This window comes from Oceanithermus desulfurans (genome assembly GCF_014201675.1).
Taxonomy (GTDB): Bacteria; Deinococcota; Deinococci; order Deinococcales; family Marinithermaceae; genus Oceanithermus; species Oceanithermus desulfurans.
On sequence record NZ_JACHEZ010000007.1, the window covers coordinates 93337 to 106525 of the forward strand.

Consider the following 13189-nt stretch of genomic DNA (forward strand, 5'->3'; position numbering starts at 1 on the left):
GAAGTTTGGTTTTGATTCTTGCTCTGGCGGCCTGCAACACCCAGATCAAACCGCAGGCGACCCAGGCCGACTTCGATCAATCGGTGCAGGATTACCAGGCCGACTTGGGCGCCGTCGCCGCCGCGGCCGGACAGGACCTGGCGCTGCAGGCGCTCATGGCCACCCCCTCCGGCGCCCCCGGGCTGCCCACGGGCGCGCTGGCCGCGAACCTGATGAACCTCGGCGCCGGGCCGCTTTCGCCCAGCGACGCCCTCAAGCTGCTGGGCGGCATCGTCCCCCTCGCCGACCAGAACCTCGAACGCGGCAAGTGGGACTACGACCCCGCGGTGCCCGGCTGGGTTCAGGATTCGAACTACAGCGGCGACGACCTGGTGCTCACCTGGCCCTTTGACGACGATCAGAGCAACGCGCACACCGCCGCGCTGACCTTCGACTGGAACTACGGCGCCGCCACCGTGGACGTGCGCGAGTCCGACGGCACGACCAGCGAGGCGCCGCAGGACATGCAGATCACCCTGAGGGTGGACGGCAACGCCGCGGGCAGCCTGCATGGGCAGTTCGCCTGGTACGACTGCAGCGGCACCCCGATCGCCGAGCCCACCAGCGTGGCCCTCAGCGGCAGCGCGGGCGTGAACGACCGCGTCGCCTTCACCTTCAACCTGAGCGCCTCCGACACCCGGATCCAGACGAGCGGCAGCTTCTCGGTGACCGCCGGTGGCGATAGCAGCAGCCTTTCCTGGGACGTTTGGGTCAACGGGGCGATGACCCGCGACGCCAGCTGCTTCAGCCAGGACTTCGACGCCAGCGGCGGCCACGTGAACTTCGCCACCTCCGAATCCGTGGGCGGCGAGAGCCAGAGCTTCGAGTTCAACACCGACTTCACCCTCAACTTCGACGCCGGCGGGAACCCCATCTCGGCCGTCCTCGCGAACGGCTTCGTCAAGGTGGACGGCACCGTCGCCCTCACCTTCTCGGGCACCCTCGACGACGCCAACGGCAACTGTGTGCCCGGCGAGAACGTCAGCCTCGTCTTCGCCGACGGCTCGCTGACCCTCGAGCAGTATCTGATTGCGCAGGGCGCAACCCCAGGCTGCGACTGAGTTCCGGTGCTCACCCCGTGGGCCGGCGCGAGCCGGCTCACTTTCTTTTCGCGCCCGCCCCCTAGAATGCGGGCATGGCCGAACGCCCCAAGCGACCCGAAAAGAAGCTGCGTGAGTACAGCGAGAAGACGACCCGCCGCATGACCGACCTGGACCCGGCCGGGCTGGTGCTCGACAAAGCGCCCGACCGCGCCCGCCGGCAGTTCATGAACTACGCCTTCTTCAAGCTCGACCCCGCCTTTCGCCGGCTCGAGCCCAGCGAGATAGAGGCCGCCAAGGACGAGTTCGCCGGTGTGGTGGAGCGCTGGGCCGCCCGCGAGGGCTTCATCGTCCGCAGTTACTCGCTGGTGGGCCTCAGGGCCGACACCGACTTCATGATCTGGCGCATCGCCTTCGATCCCGCCGAGTTCCAGGCCATGCAGCGCGAACTCAACCGCACCCGCCTGGCCGGCTACCTGACCCAGCCCTACAGCTACCTCTCGATGCAGAAGCGCTCGATCTACGTCGATCGCTTCAACCCCGAGGGCGAGGGGGTGGAGCTGATGCCCGGTGAGGGGGACTACCTCTTCGTCTACCCCTTCGTGAAGAAGCGCGAGTGGTACAAGCTCACCCCCCACACCCGCCAGGGGATGATGGACGAGCACATCTACGTCTCCGCGCCCTTCGAGGGGGTGCGCCTCAACACCAGCTACTCCTACGGCATCGACGACCAGGAGTTCGTCGTCGCCTTCGACGCCAACCACCCCTCTGAGTTCGTGGACCTGGTGCACCGGCTGCGCTTCACCGAGGCCAGCCTCTACACCCTGCGCGACACCCCGATGTTCACCTGCCGCAAGAAGCCGGTGCGCGAGCTGCTCGACGACCTGGCCTAGTGTTTGGCCGGCAAGAAAGGGCTGGGTTGCTTTGCCGCGCTGACCCACAGCTTTTCCCGCGGCCTGGAGAGGGCAACGAAAAGTAGCTGCCGCTCGAGCTCGAGCAACGCTTCCCGGTCGGCTTCGGTCTCGGCCTGTTTGAGCACGAAGTCGTTGGGCACTTGTCCATCCTCGACCCCGATCACCGCTACCGCCCGGAACTCCAGGCCCTTTACCCGGTGCATCGTGGCTAAGCTGACGCCGGGTCCTTGGCCGCCTTCCTCCAGAAACCGAGACGGTAGGCCGGCGCGCTTCACCGCGGACGCACCTCGGGTCTTTAACAATTTCTTGGTGCGCGCTACGACCGCGGTCTGCTCTGTATCGTAGCCCTGTTCAATCAATGCGCGTAACCAGTTGGCAAGAGCGGACACTTCTTGGTTAGGTTGGGCAAACACCTGGATTTCTGGAGATTCGCCGCGCAAAAGACTCAAGGCCTTGGGGGCGACCTCTTCCCCCTCGGCCTCGGTCACCTTCTCGGGTAGCACCCCCACGGCGAAGTTCGCAATCTCACGGGTGGTGCGGTAGTTGATCCAGAGCCTCTGTGACCGACCCACGGTCTCTATACCGAGCCGCCGCCAGGGGACGCGGGTTTGGTAGATGCGCTGCGCGGCATCCCCGACCAGGAAAAGATCGTTATCGCCCTCGGGGACGATCGCGCGTAGTAGCTTCAGCTGGATCGGGCTTAGGTCCTGGGTCTCGTCCACCACCACGTGGTCGAACCTGGGTAGCTTCTCGAGGTTCTCGAGCAACGTTCGCGTCCGGCTGCCCCAGGTTTCAAGCCCCCGGGAAACAAGCAGGCTCCGGGTCCGGTCGAAGACGGGCCAGAGCTCCCGGCGCCGCGCTTGGCTGAGCGGCGTGCCCCGGCCGGTGCGGTCCACCGCCAGGTACTCCTCCAGGCTGCGCACCCCCCAAGCGTCCACCACCCGCACCCACTCGTTGAAAAGGAAAAGGTCGCTCGCCCACTCCGGGCGTCCAACCTCTTCCGCCGCCCGCTTAAGGGCCTCCTCGATCTGCTTATCCCTGGCGACACTGAGCTTCTTGCCAAGCCCTTTCGTATGCCAGCGCGTGAGCAGGCGATCAAAATGCTCGACCTCGAGGTTCTCGAGTCCCCCAGCAAGCCGCGCTACCCCGTCTTTGAGTGCTTCGGCGAGCGTCCGCGTGTAAGTGGTGAGCAGCACTCGAGCCTCGGGGTTTTCTTGGGCCAGGCGCACCGCGCGGTGGATTGCCACCACCGTTTTCCCCGTGCCGGCCGCGCCCGTTGCCTTGGCCGGGCCGCGGTAGTCCTGGTCCACGACGGCGCGCTGGACCGGATGTAAAAAGACCATCCAGTCCTCCCAGTCTCCGAAGAGGGCTTGCTTGAGCTCCTCCTTGGTCTCGATTAGGAGGTAACGGTAACGGTTGCTGGGGTGGTGGAAAGGGTCCTCAACCTTAACCTTGGGCGGAAGCGGAACGGGCTTATTCTCGAGCAAACTGAGGATGCGTTCTTGTATCAGCGGGCCTAGCTCGGAAGCGAGTTCGAGGGCGCGGTCTATGTCGGCCAGCTTCATCGTCGCCACGTAGTGGAGGGGGATCCCCAGATCGTGAAGGTACTCCTCAGGGTAGTGGGCAAGTGGAGCGTGAACCTCAGTCTTTTTCACCACCACCTGCTCCTCGACTTTTATGCGGACAACCTGGAACTCCTGGGTCTTGGGGTGGAACTCCGCCCGATGCCGCTCAGCCCACTGGTAGGCCTTGTCGTGATGATCCACGTACAAGGGGACGAGCGTACCCTCCTGCGCGGAAAGAATTAGTCGCAGGTCCTTATTCAGCCGCAGCGACCAAAACCCGTTTTTCAACTTCTCGAGCTTGTGACCCGGCATGAGCAGGCCGGCAGCGAGCTTTAGCAGTTCATAGTTGATCTGTTCTGCTAGCTCAGCTGGAAACTTCTTGCGGACTTCCTCCAGCAGGTCATGATTCAGGGCGATGTTCCATTGCATCTTTGATCGCCTCCACGACCCGGTCCGGGTCCTCCGCAACTTCGACGTATTTCCAGGAGCCGCCGATCTTTGCAGGGTTCATGTCGACCAACACCACCCTTCCCCAGCGCAGGAGCGCCTGGCCGGCAACCGCTCCGTCATCACCGACGAGGTCTTCGAGCACCGCGTCGGGGGGTGGCACGCCACGGGCCTTGAGTGCCTCGACCAGGGGTTCAAGGTCGGGACGTACCGAAAGTAACTCCCCCCAGGGGTCTCGGCCCCCGGCGCTGACCAGGCTCCTAAGCGTCTCGAGGTCCTGCGTCCAGTCCTGATCGTAACGGAATACCAGATGCCTCCTACCCGCCTCGGTGAGTAGGCCACGGCGAAGCGCGTCGCCCTGGAGGCGCTTGGGGTCGTCGTGCCCGGGGCCGTCCACAAAGACGCCTAGATCGGCTTCGCGATAATAAAAGTCGTACCGCACTGAACTGCCACCCACGGCCACGGTGTACTGAGCTTCGTCGGGTAGCGGCAGGCTTCGGCGCTTGAGTTCATTCAGGAATTTCTTTTCGAGCTCACTCTCCGCGTGCCTCAACAGGCGCTCTATGCGGGTTCGTGAAGCCGCCGGCGAAAACACCAGCCTCCGCCAGCCTTTGAGGTCGTTTAGGACCAAACGTCGGTCAAGCAAGTGGTGCACGGCCTGGTTGTGGTAGCTGAGCAGGCAACGGTAACAGGCTTTTTCGCAGGCCTCTTCAGGGTCGTTGGCGTGCAGCAGGTCGAGAGCCACATCGATGAGCTGGTCCCAGCGCGCGGGTTCAAGCAGCGACCTCAGTGCTCCCAACCCGCCTTCTACCCGCTCGTGAAAGACGATACGGTAGGGCACCCCCGAAGCTCCTGCGGGCTCGAGAAACACCCCCAACTCTCCTTCTTCCAGCTCGAGCGCTACAAGCGCAGCCCGCCACAAAGCCCAGCCCAGGCTCTGGTAGTAAGCGTAAGCCTGTTCGTCGTCCAAGTTCTTGGGCGCGTAGAGCACCAGCGCGTCGACTTCAGCTTCGTGGAACAGGACAACACCATGCACCAGGTCTTCTTCACCGGCGAACTGAGGGCATTCCCCCCGCTTACCTTCGCGGTGGGGGTGCTGCTCAATTCGTTTTTCACCAAGCAACCATTCGCCGCACTTGCGGCACAGCACGAACCCCCCGCGCTCCTCAGCCCTGGGTCCGAGGTTGCTTACCCGGATGCGTGCCTGGTGGTCGTATTCGATTCGCAACTCCCCGGCTTCGTAACCCTCGACCACGCCCGAGGGCTGGTAGCTTTCGACCATTAGGTAACCGCGCCGGCGGCGCTCTTCCTCTTCGCTGGTAATACGTCGCCGCCGGCGGGCGCGTTGCCAGGGCATGGGCAAAGCGTGCATCCGCGGAGCCATAGATAGGTCCTGCCCGCAGCGCTGGCAGCGCTGCGGCAGGCGCCCGGTCGTGGGCTCGGGATGGTTGGGGAACCCGCAGTTAGGGCAAAGGGCCACCGGCACGAGCTCGTCTTCGTGTAATCCGTAAGCCATGCGGTTGACCTCGTAGGCAGACTTCCCGTAATAGACGAAGTTCCCCGGGGCATATTCCCTCAGGGCAATGAGCGGCGTTCGGGTAAGTTGCTGCGGCCCCCGGGCCGCGAGGAGATCAAGGTGTACCGCCTGGCTGCTGAAAGCGTAGTTCGGCACAAACCCTTCGCTTTCGAGCAGATCCCGCACGCGCAGGGGGTTGTCACCCACGCCGCGCAACTGGTCGATTCGCTTCCCCAGCGCGTCGAGCTCGCGCTGCAGGCCTCCACGCACCCTTGGATCGTTCAGGTACGCGATGCGCATTTTGACCGCCTCGTGTTGCTCTACCAAGGTGGCCAGTGCCTTGCGCCAGTTCACGAGGGTCCGGTCCAGAGCGCTCACGAAACCGTCCACTTCGCGTTCGATGAACGAGAGGTCGAGCCAGTCGAACTCCTGCAATTCTAGCGCCAGCGAGCGGGCAATGGCCTCGAGAATCCGGGTTCGCTCGGCGTTCAAAGCGCGCTTGAGCCCCTCTTCGATTTCTGCCCGCAACGGAAACGCAGGCCTCGCCTCGACGTCTACGAGTTCCTGCATACTTCCGGGCAGCTCCCAAACCGGAGCCAGATGTTCGAGCACCACTGCGTGCAGGTGAGCCCGTGTCAGCTTCTCGTTATCGAGCAGGAACCTGGGCGGCCGCACCTCACCCCGGATCATTTCTTCGGGGTGGCGGTAAAAGTACTGATCGTGCGGACCTCGTCGGTAACCCTGTCCGGCAAAGACCTGCACCAGCGCGGGTTGCCCTCGCCTCCCGGCTCGGCCCGAGCGCTGGGCGTAGTTTGCAGGCGAGGGGGGGACGTTGCGCAGGTAGACGTTGGCCAAAGCGCCAATATCCACACCGAGCTCCAGGGTGGGCGTGGCCACCAGCACGGCCAGGGGGCTTTCGGGGTCGCGAAAGCTCGCCTCCAGCCGCCGCCTATCTTCGGCGGGAACCTGTGCCGAGTGCGGCCCGGCCTGGGGGGGCACCGCGAACCAAAACTCTTGATAGAGCTCCCTGAAGAACGCGCTGGGAGGTTCTTCCCGAAGCAAGACGCCGGGGAACTCGGGGGAACGGTCCAGCACCTTCAAGTAGAAGGGCACCCGGCTCTTTGGGCAGTAGCGAAGGTTCTTGCTCCGCACCCGTTGGAGCCGCACCCGGCTGGGGCTAAGCACATGGCCTCCGATCTGGTCACGACCGCGGGATGGCAAACTTTTGGGGCTGAGCAGCCGCTCGTCCTGCAATTTCAGGTAAACGTTGCGCAGCCAGGATTGGGCGTCTTCGCGCCGTTCCAGGTTCAGAGCCCTTATGACCCACTGCTCGAAGCGGCTGGGGCGGACGCCTCCGATCAGCGGCACCACCCGTCCCCGCTTGGGGGGCCTTGCGGGTTTGCGTTCGACCAGAACCACGGGCTCGCCCGGTTCATAAAAAACCGCCTCCGCGAAGCCCTCATCTTCGAGCAATTGTCGTACCCGGTAGTCAAAATCGAAGTTCATGATGTCCAGGTCGACTCCGCTGCCCAGCGCTTCGCGCCGGCGCACCAGGTCCAGTAAGCCCCGCAGCACATCGGCGCGGACATCGGCCGGGGTTTCCTCAAAACCCTTCCAGAGGTTTTCGTCCTCTACCAGCTTTTCCAGCCCTTTGTACTCGTAGCGAACCAGGCCGGCTTCTTCGAGGTTCGGGAAGTTGGGTTGTACGTTGCGCGCCGCGTCGGCAGCGGCAAAAAGCTGCAGGACGGTGGCGTAGGCCCTGGATACTTCGGGATCCTGATAAATCTCGGCCCCGCTCCGTTTCCAGTAGTTCAGTACTTCCAGCCCGGCTTCGCCCAAGCTTAGCGACCCCTTTTCGTCGAGCAGGCGGAGCAGCGCTTGTCGGAAGGCCAAACGGTGGGCCAGGTCAGAGAAGTGGGCCGATTGGAAACTGGTGTCTTGAACGTTGTCGGTAAAAGCGATGATCTTGCGCTCGTCTTCCGCCAGGGAGCCCAGGGTGGCGAGCAGGATCAGGTCGGTAGCGGTGGACCGGCCTACCAGGCCAAAAGGGGTTAGCTTGGCGTACTCCGCTGGCCGGCGGTCGTAATGGATGCCGCAGTGGGGGCAGAAGAGAAAGGGGGCAGCCACTTCTACGAACGCGCGGCCCCCTTCTTCGGGGCGCACCTCGCCTCGTTCGGGGTCAATCCGCAAGTTACGGGGAGTATGCGGGCGGTAGCTCGACTTCACCCCGCCATTGCCGGTCAACCAGTTTTCAGGCAGGGACACCTCTTCGGGATCGAAGGCACCGGGGGTGAGGTAGACCACGCCCTCGGTCTCACCGAACTCGGCGGGTTGAAAGCGGTTGCCACCGCGAAAAGCTACGTAGAACTCGTTCTTGCACTGGCGGCAGAAGACCACAGGATACGCGGGGGACCCGCCGAGCTCCAGCTCGCCCTGGCCGCTCAGCCGCGGCGGATCATGGAGGGTGCCGGTCAAGCCGACGTTCTGGCTGTAGAAGCCGTGCAACTTAAGTTGTAACAAGGGTTTTTCGCCGACTTCGGCAAACTGAGCCAGCGACATGAAGGCCAGCAGTTCGCGGCGGGCCTCTTCAGGGGGCAGGTTCCGAACTTCCGCATAAGCGCTTACCAGCTCCGCAAGGGGTTTGGCTCCCCGGCTCAGCTGCGCCCCAATCCAGCCAAGCGTCGGGTGGTCTTGAAGGTGCCTGCCCAGCTCGCCGGGATCGGTTTCGCTTGTGCCCAGGAAGGCCAGGGAAAGTTGTTCTACCGCCGACTTTCCCACAGCTTTCAGTTCGGGAACCGGACCTAGTGGGGGCTGGGGTACGGCGGGCGTCGGGCGGGCGTCGGCGTAGGTTTCGCGGATGAGCACCTCTACGGGTGCGCCAAAGAGGCGGCTGGCAAAATCAAGGGCTCCGTCGCCTTCTTCTTCCTCGATGGTGGCCGAGGTACCGATAAACCGAAGGGTGCCCTCAGTGCCGGTGTGAACCTTGAGCCTGCGAATCAGCAGCGCGGTATCAGCCCCCTTGAGTCCCCCGTAGGTGTGGAGCTCGTCGAGCACCAGGTAGCGGAGTAAGCCGCGATGCTCCGCGGGGAAGAGGCTCAGGTCCTCGCGGCGGGTGAGGATGAGCTCCAGCATGACGTAGTTGGTAAGCAAGATATCCGGCGGGTCCTGACGGATCTCCTCCCGCGAGGCGCGCATCACGGTGGAGAGCGCTCCGTCGTCCAGGCGAAGTTCGCGCTCGAGGGACCTGCGACGGTCCTCCCCCTCCTCGCGGGTATGGGGTGTTTCCCCGGTGTACAGGGCAACGCTCAGGCCGCTATCGCGCAGGCGCAGCACCAGGTCGCGGAACTGGTCGTTGGCCAGGGCGTTCATGGGGTAAACCAGAATGGCCTTGGTGCCGCGCTTGCCCTCGTCGCGCATGCGCAACGCGTAGTCGATGACGGGCAGACCGAAGGCAAACGACTTGCCCGAGCCGGTGCCCGTGGCCACCACCACGTTTTCGCCTGCTTTGGCCCTTCGGAAAGCCTCTACCTGGTGTACGTAAGGACGGATAGGGGGCGAGCCGGCGTCGTGCGCATTCTGGCGGAAGATGCGCAATGCGTCGGGATGCAGCAGGTCTTCGTTCACAAGCCGCTCGAGCGGGGGGCCCGACTTGAGCTCGCGCCGCAACTCCACATAGGGTTCGCGCCAGAGTAGCCCGCCTTTTTCGACCGCCTCTTCCAGGTAGGTTCGAATCGCTGGATTTTCGGGTTTGACGAAGGCTTCGACGTAGCCCCGGTAGACTTCGCGAACGTGCTGAATGCGTGCAAAGGCGTCCCGGGACAGCAAAGGGGAAACCCCTTCGGCCGGAAGCTCGAGCACGCCCTCGGCCAGCGCCCGCCAGCCCGGGGGCATGGAGACCAGCCCGACCCGGATTCGCAGCTCGTCGGCGTCCAGGCCCATATTCTTGAATGGGGCAAGCAAGGCCGAAAATTCCTCCGGTGCAACCTCCGAAAAGTCCACACCGGACCAGTCGAGGGCGGCACCGCCCACGAACTTGGGAACGACCTGTGAATACCAAACCTGCGGGCTCAGGACTTGCTCGATCTCGGCCAGGTTCACTGCATCCATTCCGCTCTCCCTGTTCTTGCCTTACTCTAATGCCTTGGTCGCTTTGATGGGTTTAGGCGTGAACATTGGGTGGGGTGCGGCCGACCGAGTTCGCCAGAGCCCGTGCCTGGGTAGTGGTTGGAAGGGTAGTTGGTCGAATATTCCCAGGGGCCTCGTAGAGGCCCCCGGTCCAAGGTGCTACCTGACCGTCTTGAACGCGGGCAGGACGAGCCGCGGTAGGCCCATCTGGGCGGTAAGCTGGTCTACCTGAACTCGGAAGTAGGGCCAGAGGTTGACCGGCAAGTTCTGATGGGCGAAGAGTGCGTAGATCGCCTTGGAAGGCTTCATCCGAGAGCTGTAAACGCCGCGCCAGACCGCCTGGATGTAACCGAACGTGCGCTCCTTGCCGCCGTCTTTTTCCTGCACCAAGAACTCGACCTCGAAGCGCAGGGCGGCGGAGAACCCTCCGTCCATCAGCCTCGGGTGTTCGTCGGTCGGGGTGAGGCTGATCTCGAAACCCAGCCGCCCTTCCGGACGCGCCTTGACCTGGGCTTCGATCTGCTCGAGCAAGACCGCTCTCAAATCCAGGCCCCGGATGAACTCGGTGTAAGCCTTCGGGTCCACCTTAGGGGCTTCAGGGGCTTCGCCCTTTTTTGACTTCGGCTTATGGAGCCCCGAGTTCACCAGCACGTTGTAGGCGCGCTGGTAGCGGATGCCCAGCTCTCTTGCGATCTCGCTGATGCTCTTACCCTGCCGGTAAAGCTCGCGGATCCGCTCGGACTTGGTGGGGGATGCCTGCGCCGCCATCTACGCCGCCCAAACGAAGTCGCCCGCGTCGCCGTCGCCGGTGCGCTCGGGCCCCTGCCAGCCAAGGGGGGCCGGACCCTGCCAGGCGGGCTCCTCGGCCACCACGTCCATGTGCTCGAGGAAGTAGCGAGCCGCTACCTCGCCACTCTCCTGGTCCACGAAGTTCAGATCCACCCGGTAGCCGAGAGCGTTGGCGTAGCGGGCGATGGTCTCCAGGCTCAGGGCAAGCCCCTCGGCGCCCTCGATCTGGGAAAGCCGGCTCCGGTTTGCGTAGCCGAGCCTCCGAGCCAGCTCGGTCTGGCTGAGGTCCCGCTGCTTGCGCAGGTAGCGCAGGATCTCGCCAAGCTCCTCGGCGGTGACCTCGTAATAGGCCCGCCGCAGTTCGGGGTTTTCCATCGACTCTGCGAAATACTTTTCGAGCGTGGTGAGTTTCCTCTTCACTCCTCCGCCTCCTTTCGATAAGCCCCAAGCGCATAAGACAGCAGAGCGTCGTCAGACTCCTTAGATTTCTTCAGCTCTCCCGCGGCAGCTACGAAAATCGCCTCTCCTTTGCGCCAAAAGTAGATGCGGATGTAGTGGTGGCGGTAGCGCTTGCGTAATTCGGAGATGGGGCCGTGAAAGTTCCATTTCACGTAGGGCGCCCGAAGATCCTCCCCTTGCTGCTCTAGCAGTTTCAAAAGCCACATTACTTGGGCCCACAACCTCGCGTCGTCACGTTCCAAGCGCCAAAGCCACTCCTCGATAAGCGATTGACCGCGCTCATCGCGATAGAACTCAACTCGATAGGGCCCGGACACTACACACTCCGATCCTAATGCGCCCCGTGAACGTTAGTCAACCCTAACTTATACAGCCGCGATAATCGCGCATTAAGAGACGGCGCGCTTCTTCCACTCATTTGCATTTCATCAACTCCCGAAGACGGTCGATCTCGTCCTGCGGGAGGCGGCGGCCGCTCGCCAGCCAGCCTTCGAGCCAAGCACAGAGCTCGTTCGGCTCAATCAAAACCTCATCCAGAGCCCGCTGGGCCACCCAGATGGCGCCGTGAACCTCCACGCCGTGCCGTGCAGCCCGCTTCCTAAGGGGGCCGTCGCTCGCGACAAGGATCGCTTTGTTCTTTTTTGCGTAGTAGAGAACGAGCGCGTCGGTTGAACTCAGATTCGCCGTCCTCAGTCCTAACGCAGGCATAACCCAACTTCGGGGAACGGCGACCTCCCGATAACCCGCCGCGCGGATCTCTTCTGTGAGCTCCGCGCCGCACTCGTTCAGCACGACGTCGAGCACGTGCACCGATCTGGCAAGCTTTGGCAGCAAAGGTAGGCCATTCACGCTCTCCAGGTCCAGCAGCGTGGAGGTGTCGACCACCAGGATCAAGCGGGGACCTCCCGCCACTCCCTAAGCCGCCGGTGAAGCTCGGGAACCGGCTCGCCCAGCACCTCGGCGGCGCGGCTTAGGGTGATTTGCTCGTGCAGCACCAGCTTCCAGACGAGGCGCTCCAGACGCCCGAGCGTTTGGGAAGCAGGCAAGGGCTCCCCGGGTTCCCAAAGCTGCCCGAAACGCTTGTTGATCCAGCCAAGTTGTTGGCCCATTTGCTTTTGCGAGATCAGCTTAAGCTGGGCCGCCCGTAGGAGAACGGTTCGCACGCTTACACCGTAACGAAAACGCAAGTCTGCGAGCAAAGGTAGGGGCAGCCACCGCTTTTCAAAGCCCCTGAGCTCATCTTTTAGCGTTTCAGGCGGAAGCAAGACCGCAGCCGCGAAGTGATTCGCCGTCTTCTCCCGGGGGTCGCGTTTCCGGGCGGGGCGCTTGGGCTCGTTGTACTCCTGCCGATGAAAGATCAGGTGTGCGAGCTCGTGCAAAGCAGTGAAGCGCTGCCGTTCAACGGCATGTTCTGCGTTGATGAAGATCACCGCTCCCACCTCGTTCTCGTCGTAGGCGGAAAAGCCCGACACCTCCGCAGGTAGCGATTGGAGGATAACCTTGAGCCCCCGCTGCTCGAGCAAGTGCAGCACGTCGCCCAGCGGCCCCTCCTCCGCCCCCAGCCAAACCCGGACCTCGCGGGCGACTTGCTCGATGAAGTCCGGGTCGTAATCGGCCCGGGGGCGGTATTCGGGAATGACCGGTGTTTCTCCAGCCAGCTCTTCGATCTCCCGATAGTCCCTGGCCTTCTTGCTAAGCAAGGTACGCAGCTCGGAGGAGAGTGCTTTGGGGTCGTCGGCGCGGAACAATAGCGCGGGGGCCTCTGCCTGGGGACGTTCGAAGAAAAGCTCCAGGGGCACGCCGAGTTCGCGCGCCAGGAGTGCCAGCTTGGCCACCGGAGGCTCGCGCTCGCCTTTTTCCCAGGCAGCCAGGGTCTGCCGAGTGACCCCCACCCGGCGGCCGAGCTCCCCCTGGGAAAGGCCCCGGGCCCGGCGGATTTCACCGATCAACTTAACATTCACAGGCATACTTTAAACCTTCCGGGTTAGGCCGACGTTAAATATATTGTACAACCACGCAGGGAGTAATTAGGTGCGCTGCTTATCCCCTCAATAGGTGTGAGCTGGCTGGCCCAAGGGGATTCGGTTACAGCAGTGCCAGGTAGAGTTCCCACTCCACTCACGCTACGCGCACCAAGTGGCGCGCCGCTCGCCAATTCGGCAACCTACGCTAAAGCTTGTTTCAATACAGATGGTATACTGGCTTCGCCAGGCCCGGTAACCGAATTGTCACCGTAGGGTGTGCGTGCCCTGAGCGGGCTAGGTGCCGGACCGCTTTGTTCACAAGGCGCCCACA

The 13189-nt window shown here is 63.3% G+C and carries 9 protein-coding genes; 2 read left to right on the forward strand and 7 right to left on the reverse strand.

Annotated elements, in window-relative coordinates:
- Positions 1 to 11 precede the first annotated feature (11 nt).
- Together HNQ05_RS09560 and HNQ05_RS09565 are read left to right on the forward strand one after the other, a co-directional pair.
- Positions 12 to 1100, forward strand: coding sequence for a hypothetical protein (locus HNQ05_RS09560; RefSeq protein WP_147147464.1), 1089 nt, complete (start codon positions 12 to 14; stop codon positions 1098 to 1100).
- A gap of 74 nt (positions 1101 to 1174) precedes the next feature.
- Complete coding sequence (locus HNQ05_RS09565) at positions 1175 to 1972, forward strand: chlorite dismutase family protein (protein WP_147147461.1); 798 nt, start codon at positions 1175 to 1177, stop codon at positions 1970 to 1972.
- On the opposite strand, the gene HNQ05_RS09570 is transcribed toward HNQ05_RS09565, so the two are convergent.
- The 7 genes from HNQ05_RS09570 to HNQ05_RS09600 all read right to left on the reverse strand — a co-directional run bounded on the left by HNQ05_RS09570 (position 1969) and on the right by HNQ05_RS09600 (position 12855).
- Positions 1969 to 3987: a 3'-5' exonuclease gene (locus HNQ05_RS09570; RefSeq protein WP_147147459.1), complete on the reverse strand. Its 2019-nt coding sequence runs from the start codon at positions 3985 to 3987 to the stop codon at positions 1969 to 1971. The genes HNQ05_RS09565 and HNQ05_RS09570 overlap by 4 nt on opposite strands.
- Positions 3959 to 9619 carry a DEAD/DEAH box helicase family protein gene (locus HNQ05_RS09575; protein WP_183677777.1) on the reverse strand — a complete coding sequence of 1887 codons (5661 nt, stop codon included), beginning with the start codon at positions 9617 to 9619 and terminating at the stop codon, positions 3959 to 3961. Before HNQ05_RS09575 ends, HNQ05_RS09570 begins: the two co-directional genes overlap by 29 nt.
- 186 nt (positions 9620 to 9805) lie before the next feature.
- Positions 9806 to 10414 (reverse strand): helix-turn-helix domain-containing protein, encoded by a 609-nt coding sequence (locus tag HNQ05_RS09580; protein WP_183677779.1) that lies wholly within the window; start codon positions 10412 to 10414, stop codon positions 9806 to 9808.
- Entirely contained in the window at positions 10415 to 10855 is a 441-nt protein-coding gene (locus HNQ05_RS09585; protein ID WP_147147455.1) for a helix-turn-helix domain-containing protein, read from the reverse strand.
- Positions 10852 to 11211 carry a type II toxin-antitoxin system RelE/ParE family toxin gene (locus HNQ05_RS09590; RefSeq protein ID WP_281287852.1) on the reverse strand — a complete coding sequence of 120 codons (360 nt, stop codon included), beginning with the start codon at positions 11209 to 11211 and terminating at the stop codon, positions 10852 to 10854. Before HNQ05_RS09590 ends, HNQ05_RS09585 begins: the two co-directional genes overlap by 4 nt.
- A 97-nt stretch (positions 11212 to 11308) precedes the next feature.
- A complete protein-coding gene (locus HNQ05_RS09595; protein WP_503826042.1) occupies positions 11309 to 11779 on the reverse strand; it encodes a PIN domain-containing protein in 471 nt (156 codons plus the stop codon).
- A 5-nt stretch (positions 11780 to 11784) separates the two neighbouring features.
- The gene (locus tag HNQ05_RS09600) at positions 11785 to 12855 is read right to left on the reverse strand and encodes a helix-turn-helix domain-containing protein (RefSeq protein ID WP_221266916.1); all 1071 of its coding nucleotides are present in this window, start codon (positions 12853 to 12855) and stop codon (positions 11785 to 11787) included.
- Positions 12856 to 13189: the final 334 nt, after the last annotated feature.